Annotated in this window: 21 protein-coding genes; 15 read left to right on the forward strand and 6 right to left on the reverse strand. The window is 70.6% G+C overall.

All coding sequences use genetic code 11. The features are described 5' to 3' along the window. Positions 1 to 320 precede the first annotated feature (320 nt). The 3 genes from ABZ910_RS30525 to ABZ910_RS30535 all read right to left on the reverse strand — a co-directional run bounded on the left by ABZ910_RS30525 (position 321) and on the right by ABZ910_RS30535 (position 3,097). Positions 321 to 1,187, reverse strand: a complete 867-nt coding sequence (locus tag ABZ910_RS30525; protein WP_361371253.1) for an acyl-CoA thioesterase II — start codon at positions 1,185 to 1,187, stop codon at positions 321 to 323. 34 nt (positions 1,188 to 1,221) lie between these two features. Continuing rightward, positions 1,222 to 2,379: an acyl-CoA dehydrogenase family protein gene (locus ABZ910_RS30530; protein ID WP_361371256.1), complete on the reverse strand. Its 1,158-nt coding sequence runs from the start codon at positions 2,377 to 2,379 to the stop codon at positions 1,222 to 1,224. A 100-nt stretch (positions 2,380 to 2,479) separates the two neighbouring features. Beyond that, on the reverse strand, positions 2,480 to 3,097 hold the full coding sequence (locus ABZ910_RS30535) for a TetR/AcrR family transcriptional regulator (protein WP_361371259.1): 618 nt from the start codon (positions 3,095 to 3,097) through the stop codon (positions 2,480 to 2,482). 96 nt (positions 3,098 to 3,193) lie between these two features. Between ABZ910_RS30535 and ABZ910_RS30540 the strand changes: the two genes are divergently transcribed. From ABZ910_RS30540 to ABZ910_RS30555, 4 genes are read left to right on the forward strand one after another with little or no spacing between them, the layout of a single operon-like run. Next, positions 3,194 to 4,810: a carboxyl transferase domain-containing protein gene (locus tag ABZ910_RS30540; RefSeq protein ID WP_361371262.1), complete on the forward strand. Its 1,617-nt coding sequence runs from the start codon at positions 3,194 to 3,196 to the stop codon at positions 4,808 to 4,810. Between the two features lie 11 nt (positions 4,811 to 4,821). Further along, complete coding sequence (locus tag ABZ910_RS30545; protein ID WP_361371265.1) at positions 4,822 to 6,762, forward strand: acetyl/propionyl/methylcrotonyl-CoA carboxylase subunit alpha; 1,941 nt, start codon at positions 4,822 to 4,824, stop codon at positions 6,760 to 6,762. Then, positions 6,759 to 7,703, forward strand: coding sequence for a hydroxymethylglutaryl-CoA lyase (locus tag ABZ910_RS30550; RefSeq protein WP_361371268.1), 945 nt, complete (start codon positions 6,759 to 6,761; stop codon positions 7,701 to 7,703). Before ABZ910_RS30545 ends, ABZ910_RS30550 begins: the two co-directional genes overlap by 4 nt. Before the next feature lie 5 nt (positions 7,704 to 7,708). Beyond that, positions 7,709 to 8,869: an acyl-CoA dehydrogenase family protein gene (locus ABZ910_RS30555; protein WP_361371270.1), complete on the forward strand. Its 1,161-nt coding sequence runs from the start codon at positions 7,709 to 7,711 to the stop codon at positions 8,867 to 8,869. Between the two features lie 85 nt (positions 8,870 to 8,954). Here the strand turns inward: ABZ910_RS30555 and ABZ910_RS30560 are convergent, their stop codons facing one another. Beyond that, positions 8,955 to 10,106: a polyprenyl synthetase family protein gene (locus tag ABZ910_RS30560; RefSeq protein ID WP_361371273.1), complete on the reverse strand. Its 1,152-nt coding sequence runs from the start codon at positions 10,104 to 10,106 to the stop codon at positions 8,955 to 8,957. A gap of 148 nt (positions 10,107 to 10,254) precedes the next feature. On the opposite strand from ABZ910_RS30560, the gene ABZ910_RS30565 reads away from it, so the two are divergent. From ABZ910_RS30565 to ABZ910_RS30590, 6 genes are all read left to right on the forward strand, one after another. Continuing rightward, complete coding sequence (locus ABZ910_RS30565) at positions 10,255 to 11,304, forward strand: ABC transporter substrate-binding protein (RefSeq protein WP_361371276.1); 1,050 nt, start codon at positions 10,255 to 10,257, stop codon at positions 11,302 to 11,304. Positions 11,305 to 11,341: 37 nt separating this feature from the next. Then, positions 11,342 to 12,184 carry a siderophore-interacting protein gene (locus ABZ910_RS30570; protein ID WP_361371279.1) on the forward strand — a complete coding sequence of 281 codons (843 nt, stop codon included), beginning with the start codon at positions 11,342 to 11,344 and terminating at the stop codon, positions 12,182 to 12,184. A 135-nt stretch (positions 12,185 to 12,319) separates the two neighbouring features. After that, the gene (desA, locus tag ABZ910_RS30575) at positions 12,320 to 13,762 is read left to right on the forward strand and encodes a lysine decarboxylase DesA (protein WP_361371282.1); all 1,443 of its coding nucleotides are present in this window, start codon (positions 12,320 to 12,322) and stop codon (positions 13,760 to 13,762) included. Further along, positions 13,746 to 15,029, forward strand: coding sequence for a lysine N(6)-hydroxylase/L-ornithine N(5)-oxygenase family protein (locus ABZ910_RS30580; protein ID WP_361371285.1), 1,284 nt, complete (start codon positions 13,746 to 13,748; stop codon positions 15,027 to 15,029). Before desA ends, ABZ910_RS30580 begins: the two co-directional genes overlap by 17 nt. Beyond that, a complete protein-coding gene (locus ABZ910_RS30585; protein ID WP_361371288.1) occupies positions 15,026 to 15,550 on the forward strand; it encodes a GNAT family N-acetyltransferase in 525 nt (174 codons plus the stop codon). Before ABZ910_RS30580 ends, ABZ910_RS30585 begins: the two co-directional genes overlap by 4 nt. After that, positions 15,547 to 17,316, forward strand: a complete 1,770-nt coding sequence (locus ABZ910_RS30590; RefSeq protein WP_361371291.1) for an IucA/IucC family siderophore biosynthesis protein — start codon at positions 15,547 to 15,549, stop codon at positions 17,314 to 17,316. Before ABZ910_RS30585 ends, ABZ910_RS30590 begins: the two co-directional genes overlap by 4 nt. Positions 17,317 to 17,381: 65 nt before the next feature. On the opposite strand, the gene ABZ910_RS30595 is transcribed toward ABZ910_RS30590, so the two are convergent. After that, positions 17,382 to 18,980, reverse strand: a complete 1,599-nt coding sequence (locus ABZ910_RS30595) for a beta-N-acetylhexosaminidase (protein ID WP_361371294.1) — start codon at positions 18,978 to 18,980, stop codon at positions 17,382 to 17,384. A 63-nt stretch (positions 18,981 to 19,043) separates the two neighbouring features. On the opposite strand from ABZ910_RS30595, the gene ABZ910_RS30600 reads away from it, so the two are divergent. The 3 genes from ABZ910_RS30600 to glmS all read left to right on the forward strand — a co-directional run bounded on the left by ABZ910_RS30600 (position 19,044) and on the right by glmS (position 22,202). Beyond that, positions 19,044 to 19,931: a DUF4429 domain-containing protein gene (locus ABZ910_RS30600; RefSeq protein ID WP_361371297.1), complete on the forward strand. Its 888-nt coding sequence runs from the start codon at positions 19,044 to 19,046 to the stop codon at positions 19,929 to 19,931. Positions 19,932 to 20,061: 130 nt separating this feature from the next. Continuing rightward, entirely contained in the window at positions 20,062 to 20,319 is a 258-nt protein-coding gene (locus tag ABZ910_RS30605; RefSeq protein ID WP_361371300.1) for a hypothetical protein, read from the forward strand. 65 nt (positions 20,320 to 20,384) lie between these two features. Next, entirely contained in the window at positions 20,385 to 22,202 is a 1,818-nt protein-coding gene (gene glmS, locus ABZ910_RS30610) for a glutamine--fructose-6-phosphate transaminase (isomerizing) (protein WP_361371303.1), read from the forward strand. 306 nt (positions 22,203 to 22,508) lie between these two features. On the opposite strand, the gene ABZ910_RS30615 is transcribed toward glmS, so the two are convergent. Then, positions 22,509 to 23,036 (reverse strand): universal stress protein, encoded by a 528-nt coding sequence (locus tag ABZ910_RS30615; RefSeq protein ID WP_361371306.1) that lies wholly within the window; start codon positions 23,034 to 23,036, stop codon positions 22,509 to 22,511. Positions 23,037 to 23,353: 317 nt separating this feature from the next. On the opposite strand from ABZ910_RS30615, the gene ABZ910_RS30620 reads away from it, so the two are divergent. Both ABZ910_RS30620 and ABZ910_RS30625 read left to right on the forward strand, forming a co-directional pair. Beyond that, complete coding sequence (locus ABZ910_RS30620) at positions 23,354 to 23,656, forward strand: hypothetical protein (protein WP_361371309.1); 303 nt, start codon at positions 23,354 to 23,356, stop codon at positions 23,654 to 23,656. Between the two features lie 378 nt (positions 23,657 to 24,034). Continuing rightward, on the forward strand, positions 24,035 to 25,288 hold the full coding sequence (locus tag ABZ910_RS30625) for a helix-turn-helix domain-containing protein (protein WP_361371312.1): 1,254 nt from the start codon (positions 24,035 to 24,037) through the stop codon (positions 25,286 to 25,288). The last annotated feature ends 66 nt before the right edge of the window (positions 25,289 to 25,354 follow it).

The following is a 25,354-nucleotide window of genomic DNA, read 5'->3' on the forward strand; positions in this document are numbered from 1 at the left end:
CGTCTCCCGCGGCTCGCGAAGGAGTCCGCAAGGTGGATGGCCAACGCCGCCACCAAAGGAGGAAGATGCGGCGCGGTCTTCAGGTGTCACCGCAGTCTGGCAGGGGCACGTCGCAGTACACCGACGCCTGCAGACCACCTGTTCGCGCTTGTGCCGTCAGGTGCTGCGGCTGAGGTCCGAGGTTCCGGAGCCTCGTCGGCACCGCATACCGTGCGTTGCGGCTTTCACTCGTAGAGCCTAATACCCCACGCGTCACTCGGCATTTCGAGCGGCGGCCCGCGGAACGGGCCGCCCCACGGGACCGTGAGCGTGCCCCGCCCTCACCGCGGGACGCGGACCACGCCCTCCTGGATCACGGAGATGGCGAGCCGCCCGTCCTGCGTGTATATGCGGGCCTGGCCCAAACCCCGGCCGCCGTACGCGGACGGCGACTCCTGGTCGTACAGCAGCCACTCGTCGGCGCGGAAGGGCCGGTGGAACCACATGGCGTGGTCCAGCGAGGCCCCGACGACGTCGCCGATCGCCCAGCCGCCGCGGCCGTGGGCGAGCAGCACGGAGTCGAGCAGCGTCATGTCGGAGACGTAGGTCGCGAGGACGACGTGCAGCAGCGGGTCGTCGTCGAGCTTGCCGTTGGTGCGGAACCACACCTGGGAGTGCGGCTCGCGCGGCTCGCCGAACCTCCCGTACGGCGGCTCGTCGGCGTAGCGCAGGTCGACCGCCTCGCGCGCCTCGAGGAACTTCTCGACGACGCCGGGGGCGAGGTGGTCGTAGCCGCGCAGCCGCTCCTCACCGTGGGGCAGGCTTTCCGGGTCCGGCGCGGCCGGCATCGGAGCCTGGTGGTCCAGACCCTCCTCGTACGTCTGGAAGGACGCCGAGAGATGGAAGATCGGGTGCCCGTGCTGGACCGCGACCACCCGGCGGGTGGTGAAGGAGCGGCCGTCGCGGATGCGGTCGACGGTGTAGATGATGGGCGCGCCCGGGTCGCCGGGACGCAGGAAGTACGCGTGGAGGGAGTGGGCGTGCCGGTCCGCGGGGACCGTGCGCCCGGCCGCGACCAGCGCCTGCGCGGCCACCTGTCCGCCGAAGACGCGCGGGACGACGGAGGACCGGGACTGGCCGCGGAACATGTCCTGCTCGAGCTGCTCCAGATCGAGCAGCTCCAACAGGGATTGCAGTGACTTACTCATGAGTCAGTTGTATCGCGCAAGGATGTCGGGGACTTTACAGACCCATGTCCTTGGCGATGATCGTCTTCATGATCTCGCTGGTTCCGCCGTAGATGCGGTTCACGCGGTTGTCCGCGTACAGGCGGGCGATCGGGTACTCGTTCATGTAGCCGTAGCCGCCGTGCAGCTGGAGGCAGCGGTCGATGACGCGGTGCGCGACCTCGGTGCAGAACAGCTTCGCGGAGGCGGCCTCGGCGGGGGTCAGCTCGCCCTTGTCCAGGGCCTCCGTGGCGCGGTCGGCGACGGCCTCGGCGGCGTCCACCTCGGCCTGGCAGGCGGCCAGCTCGAACTTGGTGTTCTGGAAGTGGGCGACCGTCTTGCCGAAGACGGTGCGCTCCTGGACGTACTGCTTGGCGAACCGGACGGCAGCCTTGGCCTGCGCGTAGGCGCCGAAGGCGATGCCCCAGCGCTCGGAGGCCAGGTTGTGGCCGAGGTAGTAGAAGCCCTTGTTCTCCTCGCCGAGGAGGTCCTCGACGGGCACCTTGACGTCGACGAACGCGAGCTCGGCCGTGTCGGAGGTCTTCAGGCCCAGCTTGTCGAGCTTGCGGCCGACCGAGTAGCCCTCGGCCTTGGTGTCCACGACGAAGAGGGAGATGCCGTGGCGGCGGTCCTCGGCGGTGGGCGCGGCGGTGCGGGCGCAGACGATCATGCGGTCGGCGTGCACGCCGCCGGTGATGAAGGTCTTGGCGCCGTTGAGGACGTAGTGCGTGCCGTCCTCGGAGAGCTTGGCGGTGGTCTTCATGCCCGCGAGGTCGGAGCCGGTGCCCGGCTCGGTCATCGCGATGGCCCACATCTCCTCGCCGGAGACGAACTTGGGCAGGTAGCGCTTCTTCTGCTCGTCGGTGGCGAGCAGCTTGATGTACGGCAGGCCGAGCAGCACGTGCACGCCGGAGCCGCCGAACTGCACGCCCGCGCGCGCGGTCTCCTCGTACATCACGGCCTCGAACTTGTACGAGTCGATGCCGGCGCCGCCGTACTCCTCGTCGACGCGGATGCCGAAGACGCCCAGCTCGGCGAGCTTGTGGTAGAACTCGCGCGGCGCCTGGCCGGCCGCGAACCACTCGTCGTACACCGGCACGACCTCGGCCTCGATGAAGGCGCGCAGCGTCTCCCGGAACGCCTCGTGATCCTCGTTGAACACCGTACGGCGCACCTTGCTACCTCCACGTACCTCGGCGTATCTAAGCGCTTGCTCAGATCACCGTACCGGCGAGTACGAAGCGGCGTCCAGAGAGCCTCCGGAGTAACGCTCGTCACTCCCCCCGGGAGCCCGCCTCCCGCCCGGCCGCCTCGAACGCCCCCCGGGCCATCCGGTGCAGCAGCGCCGCCGTGGCCGTGCGGCCCGGCAGCGAGCCGGGGCGGGCCAGGTGAGGGGTCGAGTTCAGCAGGCCGAAGACCGAGTGCACGGCGGAGCGCGCCGCGGGCTCGGGCAGGCCGGGGTACACCGCGCGCACCGTCTCCACCCACAGCTCGACGTACTGCCGCTGGAGCTGCCGTACGAGCTTGCGGTCGCTGTCCCTGAGGCGGTCCAGCTCGCGGTCGTGCAGGGTGATCAGCGGACGGTCGTCAAGCGCGAAGTCGATGTGCCCCTCGATGAGGGAGTCGAGGACCACCGTCGGGGCGGCCGCACCGTCGGCCTCCGCGAGGCGCCGCTTCGCCCCGGTCAGCAGCTGACCGCTGATGCCGACCAGCAGCTCGGCGAGCATCGCGTCCTTGCCCGCGAAGTGGCGGTAGAGGCCGGGCCCGCTGATGCCGACCGCCGCGCCTATCTCGTCGACCCCCACCCCGTGGAAGCCGCGCTCGGCGAACAGGCGGGCGGCTTCCTTGAGGATCTGCTCACGGCGGGTGGGGGCGTCGGTTCTGGTGGCCATGCAATCGATTCTAGACAATGAGGTTAGCGGTCGTTAACCTGAGGAAAATGGTTAACGCTCATTAACAGTCGGACCACTGGGTGAGGGGACCGCAGGATGCACGAGGCACCGGAGCTTCACAGCGCGGCAGATCCCGCGTCGGAGGCCTGGCGAGCCAATGAACAGGCCCATCTCGCGCTCGCCGAGGAACTGCGCGGCAAGCTGACCGCCGCGGCGCTCGGCGGCGGCGAGAAGGCGCGCGCCCGGCACACCGCCCGCGGCAAGCTGCTGCCGCGCGAGAGGGTGGACACCCTGCTGGACCCCGGGTCGCCGTTCCTGGAGCTGGCTCCCCTCGCGGCCGACGGGATGTACGACGGGCAGGCACCGGCCGCCGGGGTGATCGCCGGGATCGGCCGGGTCAGCGGACGCGAGTGCGTGATCGTCGCCAACGACGCCACGGTCAAGGGCGGCACGTACTACCCGATGACCGTGAAGAAGCACCTGCGCGCGCAGGAGGTCGCCCTCGAGAACCGGCTGCCCTGCGTCTACCTCGTGGACTCCGGCGGCGCCTTCCTGCCCATGCAGGACGAGGTCTTCCCCGACCGCGAGCACTTCGGGCGGATCTTCTACAACCAGGCCCGGATGTCCGGCGCCGGCATCCCCCAGATCGCGGCCGTCCTCGGCTCCTGCACGGCCGGCGGCGCCTACGTCCCGGCCATGAGCGACGAGGCCGTGATCGTCCGCAACCAGGGGACGATCTTCCTCGGCGGCCCCCCGCTGGTGAAGGCCGCCACGGGCGAGGTCGTGACCGCCGAGGAGCTCGGCGGCGGCGAGGTCCACTCCCGTGTCTCCGGCGTCACCGACCACCTCGCGGAGGACGACGCCCACGCCCTGCGGATCGTGCGGAACATCGTCGCCACGCTCCCCGCGCGCGGGTCGCTGCCCTGGGAGGTCGTGCCCACCGTCGAGCCGAAGGCCGACCCGTACGGCCTGTACGGCGCCGTCCCGGTCGACTCCCGCACCCCCTACGACGTACGCGAGATCATCGCGCGCGTGGTGGACGGCTCCCGCTTCGCCGAGTTCAAGGCCGAGTTCGGGCAGACCCTCGTCACCGGCTTCGCCCGCATCCACGGGCACCCGGTCGGGATCGTCGCCAACAACGGCATCCTGTTCTCCGAGTCCGCCCAGAAGGGCGCCCACTTCATCGAGCTGTGCGACCAGCGCGGCATCCCGCTGGTGTTCCTGCAGAACATCTCCGGCTTCATGGTGGGCAAGGACTACGAGGCCGGCGGCATCGCCAAGCACGGCGCCAAGATGGTCACGGCCGTGGCATGCACCCGGGTCCCCAAGCTGACGGTCGTGGTCGGCGGGTCGTACGGCGCAGGGAACTACTCGATGTGCGGCCGGGCCTACTCCCCCCGCTTCCTGTGGATGTGGCCCAACGCCAAGATCTCCGTGATGGGCGGCGAGCAGGCCTCCTCGGTCCTCGCGACCGTCAAGCGCGACCAGATGGAAGCGCGCGGCGAGGACTGGCCCGCCGACGACGAGGACGCCTTCAAGGCGCCGATCCGCGCCCAGTACGAGCGCCAGGGCAACGCCTACTACGCCACCGCCCGCCTCTGGGACGACGGCGTGATCGACCCGCTGGAGACCCGCCAGGTGCTCGGCCTGGCGCTGACGGCCTGCGGCAACGCGCCCCTGGGTGACCCCCAGTTCGGCGTCTTCCGGATGTGAGGAGGGGACCCATGTTCGACACAGTGCTGGTGGCCAACCGGGGCGAGATCGCCGTACGCGTCATCCGGACGCTGCGCTTGCTGGGCGTGCGCTCGGTGGCCGTCTTCTCGGATGCCGACGCCGACGCACGACACGTACGGGAGGCCGACACGGCGGTACGCATCGGCCCGGCGCCCGCGGCCGAGAGCTATCTGTCCGTGCCGCGGCTCCTGGAGGCGGCGGCCCGGACCGGCGCCCAGGCGGTGCATCCCGGGTACGGCTTCCTCGCGGAGAACGCCGACTTCGCGCGCGCCTGCGAGGAGGCCGGGCTGGTCTTCATCGGCCCTTCCGCGGACGCGATCTCCCTCATGGGCGACAAGATCCGCGCCAAGGAGACGGTGAAGGCGGCCGGGGTTCCGGTCGTGCCGGGTTCGAGCGGCAGCGGGCTGTCCGACGCCGAACTCGCCGACGCCGCACGGGAGATCGGCGTGCCGGTGCTGCTCAAGCCGTCCGCGGGCGGTGGCGGCAAGGGCATGCGGCTGGTGCGGGAGCTGACGGCCCTGGAGGACGAGATCGCGGCCGCCCGCCGCGAGGCCCGCGCCTCCTTCGGCGACGACACGCTCCTCGTGGAGCGGTGGGTCGACCGGCCCCGGCACATCGAGATCCAGGTGCTGGCCGACGGCCACGGCAATGTCGTCCACCTCGGCGAGCGCGAGTGCTCGCTCCAGCGACGCCACCAGAAGATCATCGAGGAGGCGCCGAGCGTGCTCCTCGACGAGGCCACGCGCGCGTCGATGGGCGAGGCGGCCGTGCAGGCGGCACGCTCGTGCGGGTACCGGGGCGCGGGCACGGTGGAGTTCATCGTGCCGGGCCGCGACCCGTCGTCGTACTACTTCATGGAGATGAACACCCGCCTCCAGGTGGAGCACCCGGTCACCGAGTTCATCACCGGCCTGGACCTGGTGGAGTGGCAGCTGCGGGTGGCGGCGGGCGAGCGACTGCCGTTCGCCCAAGGGGACATCGAGCTCACCGGCCACGCCGTCGAGGCCCGCATCTGCGCCGAGGACCCCGCGCGCGGGTTCCTTCCGTCGGGCGGCACGGTCCTGCTGCTGAACGAACCCCAGGGCGACGGCATCCGCACCGACTCCGGGCTCAGCGAGGGCACCGAAGTGGGCAGCCTGTACGACCCGATGCTGTCCAAGGTGATCGCGTACGGCCCCGACCGGGAGACCGCGCTGCGCAAGCTCCGGGCGGCCCTCGCGGAGACGGTCACGCTGGGCGTGCAGACCAATGCCGGGTTCCTGCGCCGGCTGCTGGCCCATCCGGCGGTGGTGTCGGGCGAGTTGGACACCGGGTTGGTCGAGCGGGTGGTGGACGAACTGGTCTCCACGGACGTACCGGAGGAGGTGTACGAGGCGGCGGCGGCCGTACGCCTCGAAGCGCTGAAGCCGGGCGGCGCGGGCTGGACCGACCCGTTCTCCGTGCCGAGCGGCTGGCGGCTGGGCGGCACGCCGAAGCCGGTGGGCTTCCCGCTGCGGGTGACCGAACCCGTCGAGTACGTCCCGCGCGGCACCCACACCGTCACCGACGACACGGTGGCCGTCGCCCTCGACGAAGTCCGCCACACCTTCCGCCGCGCCGCCGACTGGCTCGGCCGCGACGGCGACGCCTGGCACGTGCGCGACCACGACCCGGTGGCCGCGGCCCTCACCCGGGCCGGGCACGCGGGCGCCGACTCGCTCACCGCGCCGATGCCCGGCACGGTCACCGTCGTGAAGGTGGCGGTCGGCGACGAGGTGACCGCCGGGCAGAGCCTGCTGGTGGTGGAGGCGATGAAGATGGAGCACGTCATCTCCGCCCCGCACGCCGGCACGGTCGCCGAGCTGGACGTGCGGCCCGGCACGACGGTCGCGATGGACCAGGTGCTGGCCGTCATCGCGCCACACGACGAGGAAGGGGTGGCTGAGGGATGACCGAGCTCGGGCTTCCCATGACCGTACCGACCGAGGGTCTGCCCGCACGGGTGCGGATCTACGAGGTCGGCGCGCGCGACGGGCTGCAGAACGAGAGGCTGGCCGTTCCGACGGAGGTCAAGGCGGACTTCATCCGCAAGCTGGCCGACGCGGGCCTGACGACGATCGAGGCGACGAGCTTCGTCCACCCCAAGTGGGTGCCCCAACTCGCCGACGCCGAGCAGCTGTTCCCGCTGGTGAGTGACCTGCCGGGGGTACGTCTGCCGGTCCTCGTGCCGAACGACCGGGGGCTCGACCGCGCCCTCGCCCTCGGCGCGCGTGACATCGCCGTCTTCGCCAGTGCCACCGAGTCCTTCGCGCGGGCGAACCTCAACCGCTCGCTGGACGAGTCGCTGGCGGTGTTCGAGCCGGTCGTGCGGCGCGCGAAGGAGGCGGGCGCGCAGGTGCGCGGCTACGTCTCCATGTGCTTCGGCGACCCCTGGGAGGGCGCCGTCCCCCCGCACCAGGTGGTCCGCGTCTGCAAGGCCCTGCGGGACATGGGCTGCGACGAGCTGAGCCTCGGCGACACGATCGGCGTCGCCACCCCGGGCCATGTGCGCACCCTCCTCGCCCTCCTCAACGAGGAGGGCGTACCGACCGACGTGATCGGCGTGCACTTCCACGACACGTACGGCCAGGCACTCGCCAACACCTACACGGCCCTGGAACACGGCGTCACGACGATCGACTCCTCCGCCGGAGGACTCGGCGGCTGCCCGTACGCCAAGTCCGCCACCGGAAACCTCGCCACCGAAGACCTCGTGTGGATGCTCCAGGGCCTCGGCATCGACACCGGGGTCGACCTCGACCGTCTCACCGCCACCAGCGTGTGGATGGCCGCGCACCTGGACCGACCCAGTCCGTCCCGCACCGTCCGCGCTCTCTCCCACAAGGACCAGTGATCAGCATGGACCACCGTCTCTCCCCCGAGCTGGAGGAACTCCGCCGTACGGTGGAGGAGTTCGCGCACGACGTCGTGGCGCCGAAGATCGGCGACTTCTACGAGCGGCACGAGTTCCCGTACGAGATCGTGCGCGAGATGGGCCGCATGGGCCTGTTCGGCCTGCCGTTCCCCGAGGAGTACGGCGGCATGGGCGGCGACTATCTGGCGCTGGGCATCGCGCTGGAGGAACTGGCCCGGGTCGACTCGTCGGTGGCGATCACGCTCGAGGCCGGCGTCTCCCTGGGCGCGATGCCGATCCACCTCTTCGGGACCGAGGAGCAGAAGCGTAGGTGGCTGCCGGGGCTGTGCTCGGGCGAGATGCTGGGCGCGTTCGGCCTCACGGAACCCGACGGCGGTTCGGACGCGGGGGCGACCCGGACGACGGCGCGGCTCGACCCGGAGACCGACGAGTGGGTGATCAACGGCAGCAAGTGCTTCATCACCAACTCGGGCACGGACATCACGGGGTTGGTGACGGTCACCGCGGTGACGGGCCGCAAGCCCGACGGCAAGCCGCAGATCTCCTCGATCATCGTGCCGTCCGGCACCCCGGGCTTCACCGTCGCCGCCCCGTACTCGAAGGTCGGCTGGAACGCCTCGGACACCCGTGAGCTGTCCTTCGCGGACGTCCGGGTCCCGGCGGCGAACCTGCTCGGCGAGGAGGGCCGCGGCTACGCGCAGTTCCTGCGCATCCTCGACGAGGGCCGCATCGCCATCGCGGCCCTCGCGACCGGCCTGGCGCAGGGCTGCGTGGACGAGTCGGTGAAGTACGCGAAGGAGCGGCACGCGTTCGGCCGTCCGATCGGCGCCAACCAGGCCATCCAGTTCAAGATCGCCGACATGGAGATGAAGGCCCATACGTCCCGCCTGGCATGGCGCGACGCGGCCTCCCGCCTGGTGACCGGCGAGCCCTTCAAGAAGGAGGCGGCGCTCGCCAAGCTCTACTCCTCCACGATCGCCGTGGACAACGCCCGCGATGCCACCCAGATCCACGGCGGCTACGGCTTCATGAACGAGTACCCGGTGGCCCGCATGTGGCGCGACTCCAAGATCCTGGAGATCGGCGAGGGCACGAGCGAGGTGCAGCGGATGCTCATCGCCCGGGAGCTGGGGTTGGCGGGCTGAGCCCGGAGGCCGGCCGGGCGCCGACCGGGTCACCCCCACCCGGACCGCCCGGCCGGCGTTCACCGCGGACGCGTGCGCCCGACCGTCACGGGCGGTGGCCCCGCTGCCGGAGCACCTGAAGAAGACGCTCCATGAGGTGCCCCTTGCGTTCGATCGTCAGGTCGAAGTACGCCGCACTGCGCTCGCTGCGGCACACGCCGTGGACGGCCTCCTTGGCCGCGCGCTTCCACTCGACCGCTTCCGCGGCGAGCCGGAGCAGTGTCGCCCGCAGTTCCGGATGGCCGAGTACGAACGACTTAAGCCGCTCGCCGCTCAGTCGACCCGTCTCGCACTCGGCGGGCGGTCCGGAGTCGAGCAGTTCGAGGAAGACCCGGTTGCCCAGTCCGTCGAAGTCCTCGTGGGTGTTGGCCCCGCCGAGTTCGGGCACGAAGTCGGTCAGGTCGTTGAACAGCTGGCTCGCGAGCCCGAGTCGGCGCATGGCGTCGTCCAGGACGTGCCGCTCGTCCTCCACGACGTCCAGGGCCGCCACCGCCGCGTCGAGCGGCATCCGGAACAGCGTCCCGGTCTTGAGCGCGGCCGTCGACTCCCAGAACTCCACCCGCGCATCGTGGGGCGCGGCCGCCAGGTCGGCCCGGGTGCGGGCCGAGCGCGTGGCGATGTCGACGGCCTGCCCCCGCAGGCCCCTGCCGACCGACCGCACCAGGCTGTCGACGACGACCGGAGCGGACGCGTGCCGCAGCGCGGCCATGATCAGCCAGGACCCGGTGTTGAGGGCGAGCGGCACGCCATGGGTGACATGGAGCGCGGGCTCTCCGTAGCGGACGCCGCTGCCGTCCTGGATGTCGTCGAGCACGACGGCGGCCTTCAGCAGGATCCGCACCGCCACCGCCGTACGGCGCACCGCGCCCAGGTCCGCCGGGGAGTCCTCGTGACCGGCCTCGTCGGGGAAGCCCCGGTAGTTCGACGGACGCAGCGGGGCCCGGCCGCCGGGGGCCCCGGCGGCGAGCGGGAGCGCCGCCTGTCCCACCTTGGATCCGACGACATCGGCGACCGGGTCGTACAGGGCGCGCCGCAGCGCCGCGTCGTACGCGGACACCGCCGCCCCAGGACTCGCCTGTGCCAGCGCGGCCGCCAACGAGCCGATGAACCGCGCCAGATCGTCCTCCAGCAGTGCCGCTTCCCCGCGCACCACCGCTTCCACGTCCGCCACGTCTGCCACGTCCGCCGCGCTCGTCACGCCACCTCCGCCGGCCGTTCAACGGTGTTGAACTCTCAACGTAGAGGGACGGGCTCGTCACGAACAGACACAACTAGTGAGGTTAGGCTAACCTATCTTGAACCTTGTCCGGCGGGCGTTCAGCCCCGTGCCGAAAGCAGTGACAGCCATGCCCAACGCCCGTGCCACCCACCCCACCCGTCGCGGCATCCTCGCGGCAGGCGGTGTCATCGGCCTCGGCGCCGCGCTCGCCGCATGCGGTGGCGGCGACGCGAAAAACGGTGGCTCGGGCGGCGGGGCGGCCGCGGCCAAGTCCGGCCCCTGGACGTTCAAGGACGACCGAGGGCGGACCGCCAAGGCCGACCGGGTCCCGGCGAACATCGTCGCGTTCACGGGTGTCGCCGCCGCGCTGTACGACTACGGCATCCACGTCAAGGGCGTCTTCGGCCCGACGAAGACCAAGGGCGGCAAGGCCGACGTCCAGGCCGGCGACATGGACGTCAGCAAGGTGACCGTCCTCGGCAACGAGTGGGGCCAGTTCAACATCGAGAAGTACGCCTCCCTCGCGCCCGATCTGCTCGTCTCCACGATGTTCGACAAGGCGGGCACCCTCTGGTACGTCCCGGAGGAGTCGAAGAAGAAGATCGAGGCCGTCGGCGCCCCGAGCGTCGGCATCTCCGTCTACGACCGCCAGTTGACCGAGCCGCTCGCACGCATGCTGGCGCTCGCCGAGTCCCTCGGCGCCGACACCACCTCCGGCAAGGTCACGCAGGCCCGGAAGCGCTTCGAGGACACCGCCGCCCGGCTGCGCGCCGCCGCCAAGGCCAAGCCCCACATCAAGGTCATGGCCGCCTCCGCGAGCCAGGACCTGTTCTACGTCTCCGGCTCCCACCTCTCCGTCGACCTGGAGTACTTCAAGGCCCTCGGCGTGCGCTTCGTGGAGCCCCCGGAGAAGGCCAAGGCCCAGGGCGGCGGCTGGTTCGAGTCGCTGAGCTGGGAGAACGTCGACAAGTACGACGCGGACATCATCATGATGGACAACCGCACCTCGGCCATCCAGCCCGCCGACATCACCGAGGCCACCTGGAGGAAGCTCCCCGCGGTCAAGGCCGGCCAGGTCATCCCCCGCACCCCCGAGCCGATCCTGTCGTACGACAAGTGCGCCCCGCTCCTCGAGGACCTCGCGAAGGCCATCGAGACGGCCAAGAAGGTCAGCTGACCCCCAGTCCTTCCTGAACCGCATCTCAGGAGCCCTCATGACAACGGCCGCAGCCGCCCCGTTCCGCTTCTTCTCCCTCCAGGTCGCATGGACGAGGCGGCTCGGCTCGTCTCTGGTCCGGATCACCTTCACCGGACCTGACCTGCGCGCCTTCCACTCCGACGGGCGCGACCAGTCCCTGTCGCTGTTCCTGCCGCACCCGGGGCAGAGCGAGCCCGTCGTGCCCGTCGAGCGGGGTGACGGGTGGTGGCAGGGCTGGCGCGAACTCCCGGACGACGTACGGGCGGTGATGCGCTCGTACACCCTGCGCGCCCTGCGCCGCGCTCCCGACGAGATCGACATCGACTTCGCCCTGCACGGCGTCGAGCCCGGCGCCCCCACCCCCGCCGGTCCGGCATCCCGCTGGGCGGCCGACGCACGCGCCGGTGACCGCGTCCTCCTCCTCGGACCGGCGGTCGCCGACAACCGCGCGATCCGCTTCCGCCCACCCGAGGACACCGACCTCGTCGTCCTATGGGGCGACGAGACCGCCGCACCCGCCGCCTGCGCAATCCTGGAGTCCCTGCCGCCCGGCACGCGCGCCCGCGCCTGGCTGGAGGTGCCGCACGCCGGTGACATCCAGGACGTGGCGACCGAGTCGGACGCGGAGATCACCTGGATGGTCCGGGACGACCGGACTCCCCCGGCCGCCGGCACCCTGCGTGCCGCTCAACTTCCGCACGCCACACGACCGTACGCCTGGATCGCGGGCGAGGCCGGGCAGGTGAAGGCGCTGCGGCGGCACTTCGTCGGCGAGCGCGGCTTCGACCGCCGGCGCGTCACCTTCGTCGGCTACTGGCGGCAGGGCGTGAGCGAGGAGCAGCTCCGGCAGACGGAGTAACTACGGGACCAGTAACGGCAGTCACGGGCGGCGCGGCACCCCCTAAACAACTTAGGTTAGGCTAACCTAAGGTTAAGTCGCGCGACTCCGTTCTTCTCCCGTCCCGTACGGACTGCCTTCCCGGAGGACCCTCACATGCGCTCGCACCTGCTCAACGGCCTCACCGCGGAGCACTACCGCCGCTCCGTGACCGAAGGGGTCGAGCGGGTGGCGGCGAAACTCGCCACCACCGACCGTCCGTTCACCGGCGTCACGGTCGACCGCCTCGCTCCCGCCATCGAGCGGATCGACCTCGACCGCCCGCTGGGCGACACCGCCGCGGTGCTGGACGAACTCGAGGACGTCTACCTCCGTGACGCGGTCTTCTTCCACCACCCCCGCTACCTCGCCCACCTCAACTGCCCGGTGGTCATCCCGGCGGTGCTCGGCGAGGCGGTGCTCTCCGCGGTCAACTCCTCCCTCGACACCTGGGACCAGTCGGCCGGCGGCACCCTCATCGAGCGCAAGCTCATCGACTGGACGGCGGCCCGGATCGGTCTCGGGCCGTCCGCCGACGGCGTGTTCACCTCCGGCGGCACCCAGTCCAACCTCCAGGCGCTGCTGCTGGCGCGCGAGGAGGCCAAGACCGACGACCTCGCGGAACTCCGCGTCCTCACCTCCGAGGTCAGCCACTTCAGCGTCACGAAGTCGGCCAGGCTGCTCGGCCTGGCCCCGGATGCGGTCGTCTCCCTCCCGGTGGACCACGACAAGCGGCTGCAGACCGTCGCCCTCGCCCGCGAGCTGGAGCGCTGCGCGCGCGACGGGCTGACCGTCATGGCCGTCGTCGCCACCGCCGGCACCACCGACTTCGGCTCCATCGACCCGCTGCCCGAGATCGCCGAGCTGTGCGACCGGTTCGGGGTGTGGCTGCACGTCGACGCGGCCTACGGCTGCGGGCTGCTCGTCTCCCGCAGACACCGCGGCCGCATCGACGGCATCGAGCGCGCCGACTCGGTCACCGTCGACTACCACAAGTCCTTCTTCCAGCCGGTGAGTTCGTCCGCCGTGCTGGTCCGGGACGCGCACACCCTGCGGCACGCCACCTACCACGCGGAGTACCTCAACCCCCGCCGCATGACTGAGGAACGCATCCCCAACCAGGTCGACAAGTCCCTGCAGACCACCCGCCGCTTCGACGCGCTCAAGCTGTGGATGACGCTGCGCACCATGGGCGCCGACGGCATCGGCGCACTCTTCGACGAGGTCTGCGACCTGGCGGCGGCGGGCTGGGAGCTGCTGGCCGCCGACCCGCGCTTCGACGTCGTGGTCCGGCCGTCCCTGTCCACCCTCGTCTTCCGCTGCGTCCCCGCGGAGATCGCCGACCCGGCCGAGATCGACCGCGCCAACCTGTACGCGCGCGGGGCGCTCTTCGCCTCCGGTGCGGCCGTGGTCGCGGGCACCAAGGTCGACGGCCGCCACTACCTGAAGTTCACCCTGCTCAACCCGGAGACCACACCGGCCGACATCGCCGCCGTCCTCGACCTCATCGCCGGCCACGCCGAGCAGTACCTGGGAGAGTCCCTTGACCGCGCGTCCTGAATCCCCGCACCGGAGTCACGACTTCGTCGGCATCGGGCTCGGCCCCTTCAACCTGGGTCTCGCCTGCCTCACCGAGCCGATCGCCGAACTCGACGGGGTCTTCCTGGAGTCCAAGCCCGACTTCGAGTGGCACTCCGGGATGTTCCTCGAAGGCGCCCACCTCCAGACCCCGTTCCTGTCGGACCTGGTCACCCTGGCCGACCCGACGTCGCCGTACTCCTTCCTCAACTACCTGAAGGAGCAGGGCCGTCTGTACCCGTTCTACATCCGCGAGAACTTCTATCCGCTCCGCGTCGAGTACGACGCCTACTGCCGCTGGGCGGCCGGCAGGCTGAGCAGCGTCCGCTTCGACACGACGGTCACCGAGGTGACGTACGAGGACGAGGACGAGGTCTACGTCGTACGCACCACGGCCGGTGAGGAGTTCCGCGCCCGCCACCTGATCCTCGGCACCGGCACGCCCCCGCACATCCCGGAGGCCTGCCGCGGTCTGGGCGGCGACTTCCTCCACAATTCCCGCTATCTGCGGCACAAGGCAGAGCTCCAGGCGAAGGAGTCGATCACGCTGGTCGGCGGCGGGCAGTCCGCCGCAGAGATCTATCACGACCTGCTCGGCGAGATCGACGTCCACGGCTACCGGCTGAACTGGGTCACCCGCTCCCCGCGCTTCTTCCCACTGGAGTACACGAAGCTCACGCTGGAGATGACGAGCCCGGAGTACGTCGACTACTTCCACGCCCTGCCGGAAGCGACCCGCTACCGCCTCACGGACCGGCAGAAGGGCCTGTTCAAGGGCATCGACGGCGACCTGATCAACGACATCTTCGACCTGCTGTACCAGAAAAGCCTCGCCGGCCCGCTCCCCACTCGCCTGCTCACCAACTCCTCCCTCACCAGCGCGCGTCACGACAACGGCACGTACACCCTGGGTCTGCGCCAGGAGGAGCAGGAGAAGGACTACGAGCTGCGCTCCGAGGGCCTGATCCTGGCCACCGGTTACCGGTACAGCGAGCCGGAGTTCCTGAAGCCCGTCCGCGACCGGCTGCGCTACGACGCGCACGGCAACTTCGACGTCGCCCGCAACTACGCCATCGACACCACCGGCCGAGGCGTCTTCCTCCAGAACGCCGGGGTGCACACCCACAGCATCACCAGCCCCGACCTGGGCATGGGCGCCTACCGCAACAGCTACATCATCCGTGAGCTGCTCGGCAGCGCGTACTACCCGGTCGAGAAGACGATCGCGTTCCAGGAGTTCGCAGCATGACCTTCACGTTCCGCCCGCTGAACCCCGCCCAGGACGCAGAGCTGCTGCACGCCTGGGTCACCCACCCCAAGGCCGCCTTCTGGATGATGCGGGACGCCTCGGTGGCGGACGTCGAGCGGGCCTACGGCGAGATCGCGGCCGACGAACACCACCACGCCCTGCTCGGGCTGCTGGACGAGGCCCCCGTCCTCCTCCTGGAGAGGTACGACCCGGCCCGTCGCGAGCTGGTCGGGCTGTACGAGGCCGAACCCGGCGACGTCGGCATGCACTTCCTCGTCGCGCCCGCGGTCACGCCCGTGCACGGGTTCACGCGCGCCGTCATCACCGCCGTGATGGCACACCTCTTCGCCGACCCGGCCACCGCCCGGGTCGTCGTCGAGCCGGACGTCCGCAACACGGCCGTACACGCCCTGAACGAGGCCGTCGGGTTCGTGCCCGAACGGGAGATCCGGAAGCCGGAGAAGAAGGCGTTGCTGAGTTTCTGCACCCGCGAGCAGTTCGAGAAGGCGGTGTCCGCATGAGCCTCGCCGACTCCGTGGCCCACCTCTCCCCCGAGCGCTGGGAGCGGGCCAACCGGCTGCTCGTCCGCAAGGCGCTCGCCGAGTTCGCGCACGAGCGCCTGATCACCCCGGAGCGGGACGGGGACGCGTACATCGTCCGCAGCGACGACGGCCTCACCGGCTACCGCTTCACCGCCGTCCGCCACGCCCTCGACCACTGGCAGGTGGACGCCGCCTCGATCACCCGCACCCGCGGCGGCGACGAACTCCCGCTCGCCGCCCTGGACTTCCTCATCGAGCTGAAGCAGACGCTGGGCCTGAGCGACGAGGTCCTCCCGGTCTACCTGGAGGAGATCTCCGCCACCCTCTCCGGCACCTGCTACAAGCTCACCAAGCCGCAGGTCACCTCCGCCGGCCTCGCGGCGAGCGGCTTCCAGGCGATCGAGACCGGCATGACCGAGGGCCACCCCTGCTTCGTCGCCAACAACGGCCGGCTCGGCTTCGGCATCCACGAGTACCTGGCGTACGCCCCCGAGACCGCGAGCCCGGTCCGGCTGGTGTGGCTGGCCGCGCACCGCTCGCGGGCGGCGTTCACGGCGGGTGCCGGGATCGAGTACGAGCCCTTCATCCGTGGGGAGTTGGGGGACGAGACCGTCGAGCGCTTCGCCCGGCAGCTCACCGACCGGGGCCTCGATGCGGACGACTACCTCCTCATACCCGTCCACCCCTGGCAGTGGCGGAACAAGCTCACGGTCACGTTCGCCGCCGAGGTCGCCCGCAGGCACCTGGTCTGCCTGGGCGAGGGCGACGACGCGTACCTGGCCCAGCAGTCCATCCGGACCTTCTTCAACACCTCCGCCCCGCACAAGCACTACGTCAAGACCGCCCTCTCCGTGCTCAACATGGGCTTCATGCGCGGGCTTTCGGCCGCCTACATGGAGGCGACCCCGGCCATCAACGACTGGCTGGCCCGGCTCATCGACGACGACCCCGTGCTGAAGGCGACGGGCCTGTCGATCATCCGCGAGCGGGCGGCGGTGGGCTACCGGCACCTGGAGTACGAGGCGGCCACCGACCGCCACTCGCCGTACCGCAAGATGCTGGCCGCGCTGTGGCGCGAGAGCCCGGTGCCGTCCCTCGAGGACGGCGAGGGCCTGGCCACCATGGCGTCCCTCCTCCATGTGGACCACGAGGGCGCGTCCTTCGCCGGTGCGCTGATCGCGCGGTCGGGGCTGGAGCCGGTCGAGTGGCTGCGCCGCTACCTGCGGGCCTACTTCACCCCGCTCCTGCACAGCTTCTATGCCTACGACTTGGTGTTCATGCCGCACGGCGAGAACGTGATCCTGGTCCTGAAGGACGGCGTGGTCCAGCGGGCGATCTACAAGGACATCGCCGAGGAGATAGCCGTCATGGACCCGGACGCCGCGGTGCCGCCCGAGGTCCGGCGCATCCGCGTCGAGGTCCCGGAGGACAAGAAGCTCCTGTCGGTCTTCACCGACGTCTTCGACTGCTTCTTCCGCTTCCTCGCCGCGCACCTCGCCGCCGAGGGGGTCCTCAGCGAGGACGACTTCTGGCGCACGGTCGCGGAGGTCACCCGCGCCTATCAGGCCTCGGTGCCCGAACTCGCCGACAGATTCCGGCAGTACGACATATTCGCCCCGGAGTTCGCGCTGTCCTGCCTCAACCGGCTCCAACTGCGCGACAACCGGCAGATGGTGGACCTCGCGGACCCGGCCGGTGCGCTCCGGCTCGTCGGCACCCTGAGGAACCCCATCGCCGGGTTCTGACCCGGGGACGGGGGGCGGGCGGGCACCCCGGAGTACGGTCCTCCGGGGTGCCCGTCAGCCGTGGATCAACTCGCCGGCCAGGGAACCTGAGGCGACTTGTAGTACGTGATGCCCAGCGCGTCCCACCGCGGCCCCTGCGCCGCGAGCCGCACCTTGTAGCGGTCCCAGTCGTGCGTGGCCGCCGGCGACCAGCCCAGCTCGGCCGCGCCCGCGATCCGGGGGAAGGCCATGTACTCGATGTCGGTCGACTTGGTGACGGTCTCCGACCACAGCGGGGCCTCGACACCGCGGATCGCCGAACTCGGCGCACCCGGGAGGTAGGTGCCCGGATCCCAGTCGTACGACCGCTGCACCTCGACATACCCCGCCCAGTGCAGCCCCAGCGGGGTGTTCTCGTCGTACTTCATGTCGAGGTAGATCCGGTCGGCCGGGGACAGGATCAGCCCGGTGCCGGCCTGCGCGGCCTGGGCGACCTGGGCCTTCTCCGCGGCGCTGGTGCCGTCCAGACCCCAGTACTGGGCCAGCGCGCCCGGGACCGGGTGGGCGCCGGTCAGCTGGTGCCAGCCGATGACCGTCTTGCCGTACTTGGCGACGAGGGGCTGCACCCGGTCCATGAACGCCACGTAGTCGTCATGGCTGGTGGAGTGCGCCTCGTCGCCGCCGATGTGGAGGTAGCGGCCCGGGGTGAGCGCCGCCAGCTCGCGGATCACGTCGTCCACGAAATCGTACGTGATCTGCTTCGGCACGCACAGCGAGCTGAAGCCGACGTTGGTGCCGGTGTAGAGCGGGGGCGCCGTACCGTCGCAGTTCAGTTCGGCGTACGAGGCGAGGGCCGCGTTGGTGTGGCCGGGCATGTCGATCTCCGGCACGACCTCCAGGTAGCGGGAGGCCGCGTAGCGGACGATCTCCTGGTAGTCGGCCTTGGTGTAGAAGCCGCCCTGGCCTCCGCCGACCTCGGTCGAGCCGCCGTATGCGGCCAGGCGCGGCCAGGAGTCGATGGCGATCCGCCAGCCCTGGTCGTCGCTGAGGTGCAGGTGGAGTTTGTTGACCTTGTAGAGGGCCAGCTGGTCGATGTAGCGCTTGACCTGGCCGACGGTGAAGAAGTGACGGGACACGTCGAGCATGGCGCCGCGGTAGGCGTAGCGGGGGCTGTCCTTGATGGTGCCGCCCGCGACCGTCCAGGGGCCGGGCTGTACGTCCTTCTTCTCCACGGCGGCGGGCAGCAGCTGACGCAGGGTCTGCACGCCGTGGAAGAGGCCGGCCGGCGCGCTCGCCGTGATGGTGACGCCGCCGCGGCCGCTGTCGAGCCGGTAGCCCTCCGCACCGAACATGCCGGGCTTCAGGCGCAGTTGGATGCCTCCGCCGCCGTCCGTCGTCACCGGCAGCGGGTAGCCGGTGGACGGGCGCAGGATGCCCGCCAGGTACTCGCCGACACGGCGGACCTCGTGGGAGTCGGTGACGCGGATCCGCGCGTCACGGGTGATGCGGTACGGGGATCCGCCCGGGGCGACCGACGCGGGCGCCGGTACGACCCGGTCGAGCGGGACCGCCGCCCCTTCGGGCGCCGGCGCCGCCCCCACGGTGAAGGCGCTCGCCGCGGCGACGAGCAGCAGGGATCCGAGGACGCGGGTTATCCGGGGAGTCGTTCTGTGGTGCCGTCTCACATGTGCTCCCTTCGGTATCGGTTGAGACCGCTCTCTCGCAGTACCGATGAAACAATCCCCCTCATGGCGGAAATCATCCAGAAGGGCGGCACGTGGAACTTCGACAGTGATGCTCTGCGGCTGACCCCGGGACGGGACAAGGGCGTCGGTCTGCTCCGCAGGACACTGGGCGAACTGGTCGTCCCGCTGGGTGCGTTGGCCGGGATCTCGTTCGAGCAGGGCAGGAGGTCGGGGCGGCTCAGGCTGCGGCTGCGCGACGGCGCCGACCCGCTGCTGCACGCGACCGGCGGCCGCCTCGCCGAGTCCGACGATCCGTATCTGCTGACCGTGGAGCCGGACCGGTCCGGGGTCGCCGAGTACTTCGTGGACGAGGTGCGCACCGCCCTGCTGCTGGGCGAGGTGCCGTCGGGCCCGGTGACCGAGTATCTGCTACCGGGTCCGGCCGTCCCCCTCTGCGCCTCTGCCGGGGACGGCACCGCGAGTTTCGACGGCGACCAGGTGCGCCTGGAGTGGAACTGGAAGACGGAGGACGCCAAGTCCGCCGCCGGGTCCCGCACCCTGGCCGTCGGCGACATCACCGTCGTGGAGTGGCAGCCGGCCGCCGGGCTGGAGAACGGCCACCTGCGCTTCGGCGTGCGGGGCGCGGCCACCAGGATGCCGCCGAAGTACGACCCGCACGCCGTGGAGCTGTGGGGCTTCAGGAAGGATCCGCTGATGGCGCTGATCGGGGCCGCCGTACAGGCACGGCTGCCGCATCCGTCCACGGCGACGGCCGCGGACGTACGGTCATGGCTGCCCGGAATCCCGGAGCAGCGGCCCGCTCTCGCCCTCGAGGACGACCACGACGCGCTGCTGCGACGGCTGCGGGAACTGGGTGAGCTACATCGCACGGGCGTCCTGACGGACGAGGAGTTCGGTATGGCGAAGCAGGCGATCCTCCGGCGGATGTGAGCCATGTCACCCCTTTTGTCGTGACGTCAGCCACACAAAGGGCGGCCTCTGACGGGGATTCAACCAGCGCAGTGCCCGATATCGGGCAGGAATCTTGCGAATCCGTCGCCGGTACCCCAGGATCTACCGGGTGCACGACGAACTTGTTGATCATCTGACGCGGTCCACGCCCCTGAGCCGGGGCGAGGCGCTGCGCGTGATCCAGGACGTGCTCGCCTACTTCGACGAGACGACCCAGGACTACGTCCGTCGCCGCCACCGCGAGCTCCAGGCACAGGGCCTGGGGAACGCGACGATCTTCGAACAGATCGGGGCGGACCTGAAGTACCGGGCGGTGGCACCGCCGGAGCTCACGCTCAGGCAGCTGCGCCGTATGGTCTACGGCTAGTCCGGCGAGCTCACACCCAACGGAGCTCGCAGTCAATAGAGTCCACGACCGAGGAATGCCTGTATATGTGCGGAATTGTCGGATACATCGGCAAGCGTGACGTCGCCCCTCTCCTCCTGGAGGGCCTGCAGCGGCTGGAGTACCGCGGCTACGACTCGGCGGGCATCGTCGTCACCTCCCCCAAGGCGGCCGGCCTGAAGATGGTCAAGGCCAAGGGCCGGGTGCGCGACCTGGAGGCCAAGGTCCCGGCGCGCTTCAAGGGCACCACCGGCATCGCCCACACCCGCTGGGCCACCCACGGCGCCCCGTCCGATGTGAACGCCCACCCGCACATGTCGGCCGACGGCAAGGTCGCCGTCGTCCACAACGGCATCATCGACAACGCCGGGGACCTGCGCCGCAAGCTGGAGGCGGACGGCGTCGAGTTCCTCTCCGAGACCGACACCGAGGTCCTCGTCCACCTGATCGCCCGCTCCTCGGCCGAGAAGCTGGAGGACAAGGTCCGCGAGACGCTGCGCGTGGTCGAGGGCACGTACGGCATCGCGGTCATGCACGCCGACTTCCCCGACCGCATCGTCGTCGCGCGCAACGGCTCCCCGGTCGTCCTCGGCATCGGCGAGAAGGAGATGTTCGTCGCCTCCGACGTCGCCGCGCTGGTCGCCCACACGCGCCAGATAGTGACGCTGGACGACGGCGAGATGGCCACCCTCAAGGCGGACGACTTCCGCACGTACACCACCGAGGGCACCCGCACGACCGCCGAGCCGACCACCGTCGAGTGGGAGGCCGAGTCGTACGACATGGGCGGCCACGACACCTACATGCACAAGGAGATCTTCGAGCAGGCCGACGCCGTGGACCGCGTGCTGCGCGGCCGCATCGACGACCGCTTCTCCACCGTGCACCTCGGCGGCCTGAACCTGGGCGCCCGCGAGGCGCGCCAGATCCGCCGCGTGAAGATCCTCGGCTGCGGAACCTCGTACCACGCGGGCATGATCGGCGCCCAGATGATCGAGGAGCTGGCCCGCATCCCCGCGGACGCCGAGCCCGCCTCGGAGTTCCGCTACCGCAACGCGGTCGTCGACCCCGACACGCTGTACATCGCCGTCTCCCAGTCCGGTGAGACCTACGACGTGCTGGCCGCCGTCCAGGAGCTGAAGCGCAAGGGCGCGCGGGTCCTCGGCGTCGTCAACGTGGTCGGCTCGGCGATCGCCCGCGAGGCGGACGGCGGCATCTACGTGCACGCCGGCCCCGAGGTCTGCGTCGTCTCGACCAAGTGCTTCACCAACACCACGGTCGCCTTCGCGCTGCTCGCCCTGCACCTGGGCCGCACCCGCGACCTGTCCGTGCGCGACGGCAAGCGGATCATCGAGGGCCTGCGCAAGCTGCCCGAGCAGATCACCGAGATCCTGAAGCAGGAGGAGGAGATCAAGGCGCTGGCCGAGAACTACGCCGACGCCCGCTCGATGCTCTTCATCGGCCGCGTCCGGGGCTACCCGGTGGCGCGTGAGGCCTCCCTGAAGCTCAAGGAGGTCTCGTACATCCACGCCGAGGCCTACCCCGCCTCCGAGCTCAAGCACGGCCCGCTGGCCCTGATCGAGCCCGCCCTGCCGACGGTCGCGATCGTCCCGGACGACGACCTGCTGGAGAAGAACCGCGCCGCCCTGGAGGAGATCAAGGCCCGCAGCGGCAAGATCCTCGCGGTGGCCCACCAGGAGCAGGAGAAGGCCGACCAGACGGTGATCGTCCCGAAGAACGAGGACGAGCTCGACCCGATCCTGATGGGCATCCCGCTCCAGCTCCTCGCCTACCACACGGCGAAGGCCCTGGGCCGCGACATCGACAAGCCGAGGAACCTCGCGAAGTCCGTAACGGTGGAGTAGAAACTCCCGCCACGGCGGGAGCGATCATTGCGCAACCCCCACGGCGAGCAACCACCTCCGCGAGAGCGGCGCCGGCTTAGGCGCAAAAAAAGGGGACCCCCACGTGTGCCACCAGCACGTGGGGGTCCTTTTCGGTGCTGCTGTCATCAACCGGTGGCCGTCACTCCCCGGCCGGCAGCACGTCGCGAAGTCGCCGTAGGGCGCTGTCACGCAGTGACCGGTATATGCCCTTCACAAAGGCGCAAACACTTCTACGCGCAAGTAGTTTCCCGCTGCACGAAGGGAGTTGACGCAGCGCAGGACGGGTCAGGGGATGACGATGACGGGGCGCTGCGCCCGCTTGGCGAGGCGTCCGGCGACGGAGCCGAACATGCGCCCGACGATCCCGTGCGTGGAGCCGACGACGATCGCGTCGGCCTCGTACTCCCGCCCCACTTCCTCGAGTTCGTGGCAGATGTCGCCGCCGCGCTCGACGAGGATCCACGGCACCTCGGCGAGATAGTCCGCGCAGGCGAGTTCGAGCCCGAGGACCTCGGTGCGGTGGTCCGGGACGTCGACGAAGACGGGGGGCTCGCAGCCCGCCCACACCGTGGTGGGCAGCCGGTTGGCGACGTGCACGATGATCAGGCCGGAGCCGGAGCGGTGGGCCATGCCGATGGCGTAGGCGAGGGCGCGCTCACTGGAGGTGGAGCCGTCGAAGCCGACGACCACCCCGTGCTTGAAGGCGGGATCACACGACGGACGTGCCTCTTCCGCCGCCAGGGGATCGGCCGCCGTAGGGTCGGCGACCGGCCGCTTGCGGTCCGCGGGTTCGGGGAATTCGTGACCGGCCATGGCTGTCTCGGCGTATTGATCCTTGATCGGGTGGGACGACAGTGTGCGGGAGCTGTGTCCGGGAAACATCTTCCCAACCCCATACCCCCAAGGGTACGGCGGCACGCCCCCCTCGGCCCAGATCCGGCGCAGACCCGTGGGGGTTCACCGGAGCATGCACGAGCGGCGCCCGTAACGCAATGGTTGGTGCCTCGTGCAGGCGGTTTGCACGGGATTCAACAGACGGTGACGGCTACGGCTGCGTACAGTGACCGGCCGATCGAACACGCGTTGAACTCCACGAGCCGCCGCCAGGGCGGCGCCACAGGGAGTACGACATGTCCGGACCGCGCCCCACCCCCGAACCGCAGCCCGCCCCGGACACCGTGAGCGACGTGGTCCGCTGGGCCGTGTTCAGCTGCGTCCTCGTCCCCGTGGTCCTCCTCTGGTACGGCACCTCGCTCGCCGGCGCCGCGGGCACCGCCCTCGGCCTCGTCGCCGTCACCGGCGCCTGTCTCGTCCTGCTGCGCCGGTCCGAACGCGGGGCCGCACAGAGCGACACCGCACCGACGGACGCCGCACAAAGAAGCGGCACACAAAGAGGCGGACGTCACAACGAGGGGAGTACACCGGTCGACTGACCGGTTTCCGCGCACGCGCCCGTTGGTTTTCAGCCAACTTCTGGATGGCTGGCCGGACTTGCCGGAACCACTCCCCAACCACCGTTCCACCTGCACGGAAAGGGCCATCGAGGCCCTGCGCACCCTACGCGCTTTGGCCACGGCGACAAGGCGCACTTCCCTGCACGCTCCACGAGTGCAACGCTTCGTGATCGAATGCTTCACGCCAAGTTGCCATATCGACAATGTGTGGGGTGCGGAACTGGTCACCGCGACGCCGCGGGACCAAGTAGATTCGATCTTGACTGTCTTACGGCGGGGGACTCGTGCAGGACCGAGGGGAAACGTGCAGGAGCGACACAACCGAGGAGCCGCGACCACCGAGGGGGGCTTAGCAGTATGAGCCACGACTCCACCGCCGCGCCGGAAGCCACCGTCCGGAAGCTGTCCGGGCGACGCCGCAAGGAGATCGTCGCGGTGCTGCTGTTCAGCGGCGGCCCCATCTTCGAGAGTTCCATACCGCTGTCGGTGTTCGGCATCGACCGCCAGGACGCCGGAGTGCCGCGCTATCGACTGCTGGTGGCCGCCGGCGAGGAAGGCCCGCTGCGGACCACAGGGGGCCTCGAACTCACCGCGCCGCACGGCCTGGAGGCGATCTCGCGGGCGGGCACCGTCGTCGTGCCGGCCTGGCGCTCGATCACCTCTCCGCCACCGGAGGACGCGCTCGACGCGCTGCGCCGGGCGCACGAAGAGGGCGCCCGCATCGTCGGGCTGTGCACCGGCGCGTTCGTCCTGGCCGCCGCCGGCCTGCTGGACGGCCGCCCGGCCACCACCCACTGGATGTACGCGCCGACGCTGGCCAAGCGCTACCCGTCGGTGCACGTCGATCCGCGCGAGCTGTTCGTCGACGACGGCGACGTGCTCACCTCGGCCGGTACAGCCGCCGGGATCGACCTGTGTCTGCACATCGTGCGGACGGACCACGGCAACGAGGCGGCCGGCGCGCTGGCCCGGCGTCTCGTCGTCCCACCGCGCCGGAGCGGAGGCCAGGAGCGCTACCTGGACCGTTCTTTACCCGAGGAGATCGGCGCCGACCCTCTCGCCGAGGTCGTCGCCTGGGCGCTGGAGCATCTGCACGAGCAGTTCGACGTGGAGACGCTGGCCGCGCGTGCGTACATGAGCCGGCGCACGTTCGACCGCCGATTCCGCTCGCTCACCGGGAGCGCCCCGCTGCAGTGGCTGATCACGCAGCGGGTGCTGCAGGCACAGCGGCTGCTGGAGACGTCGGACTACTCGGTGGACGAGGTGGCGGGCCGCTGCGGCTTCCGCTCGCCGGTGGCCCTGCGCGGACACTTCCGCCGTCAGCTCGGCTCGTCCCCGGCCGCATACCGGGCGGCGTACCGCGCCCGCAGGCCGTCGGGCGACAAGCCGGTCGACGGTGCCCCGACGGGCCTGCCCGCGCCCGGCACCGGCGCCGCGGCCCCCGGGCTCGCGGGACCGGCCGGGCCGACGCCTCCCGTGCTGCACCCGGAGAGCGCGGTGCCGATGCAGACGCGGCGGACGGCCGCCGCGATGAGCCTGTCGGCGGAGCACGGCCGGGAGGGCTACGTCACCAGCCGGGCGAGCCTGTCCGGCCCGCGCGGCGGCACGTGAACCGGGGGGTGGGGGGGGGGGGGGCGGCGCCGCCCCCCCCCCCCCCCCCCCCCCGCGCCCCCCCCG

Origin of the sequence: Streptomyces sp. NPDC046805 (genome assembly GCF_040645355.1) — a bacterium.
Lineage (GTDB): Bacteria > Actinomycetota > Actinomycetes > Streptomycetales > Streptomycetaceae > Streptomyces.

Bases quoted from the DNA above. Each gene is read 5' to 3' on its own strand.
- ABZ910_RS30525 (WP_361371253.1), bottom strand. From the start codon at position 1,187: ATGAGTAAGTCACTGCAATCCCTGTTGGAGCTGCTCGATCTGGAGCAG.
- ABZ910_RS30535 (WP_361371259.1), bottom strand. From the start codon at position 3,097: ATGGCCACCAGAACCGACGCCCCCACCCGCCGTGAGCAGATCCTCAAG.
- ABZ910_RS30540 (WP_361371262.1), top strand. From the start codon at position 3,194: ATGCACGAGGCACCGGAGCTTCACAGCGCGGCAGATCCCGCGTCGGAG.
- ABZ910_RS30545 (WP_361371265.1), top strand. From the start codon at position 4,822: ATGTTCGACACAGTGCTGGTGGCCAACCGGGGCGAGATCGCCGTACGC.
- ABZ910_RS30550 (WP_361371268.1), top strand. From the start codon at position 6,759: ATGACCGAGCTCGGGCTTCCCATGACCGTACCGACCGAGGGTCTGCCC.
- ABZ910_RS30555 (WP_361371270.1), top strand. From the start codon at position 7,709: ATGGACCACCGTCTCTCCCCCGAGCTGGAGGAACTCCGCCGTACGGTG.
- ABZ910_RS30565 (WP_361371276.1), top strand. From the start codon at position 10,255: ATGCCCAACGCCCGTGCCACCCACCCCACCCGTCGCGGCATCCTCGCG.
- ABZ910_RS30570 (WP_361371279.1), top strand. From the start codon at position 11,342: ATGACAACGGCCGCAGCCGCCCCGTTCCGCTTCTTCTCCCTCCAGGTC.
- desA (WP_361371282.1), top strand. From the start codon at position 12,320: ATGCGCTCGCACCTGCTCAACGGCCTCACCGCGGAGCACTACCGCCGC.
- ABZ910_RS30585 (WP_361371288.1), top strand. From the start codon at position 15,026: ATGACCTTCACGTTCCGCCCGCTGAACCCCGCCCAGGACGCAGAGCTG.
- ABZ910_RS30590 (WP_361371291.1), top strand. From the start codon at position 15,547: ATGAGCCTCGCCGACTCCGTGGCCCACCTCTCCCCCGAGCGCTGGGAG.
- ABZ910_RS30600 (WP_361371297.1), top strand. From the start codon at position 19,044: ATGGCGGAAATCATCCAGAAGGGCGGCACGTGGAACTTCGACAGTGAT.
- glmS (WP_361371303.1), top strand. From the start codon at position 20,385: ATGTGCGGAATTGTCGGATACATCGGCAAGCGTGACGTCGCCCCTCTC.
- ABZ910_RS30615 (WP_361371306.1), bottom strand. From the start codon at position 23,036: ATGGCCGGTCACGAATTCCCCGAACCCGCGGACCGCAAGCGGCCGGTC.
- ABZ910_RS30620 (WP_361371309.1), top strand. From the start codon at position 23,354: ATGTCCGGACCGCGCCCCACCCCCGAACCGCAGCCCGCCCCGGACACC.
- ABZ910_RS30625 (WP_361371312.1), top strand. From the start codon at position 24,035: ATGAGCCACGACTCCACCGCCGCGCCGGAAGCCACCGTCCGGAAGCTG.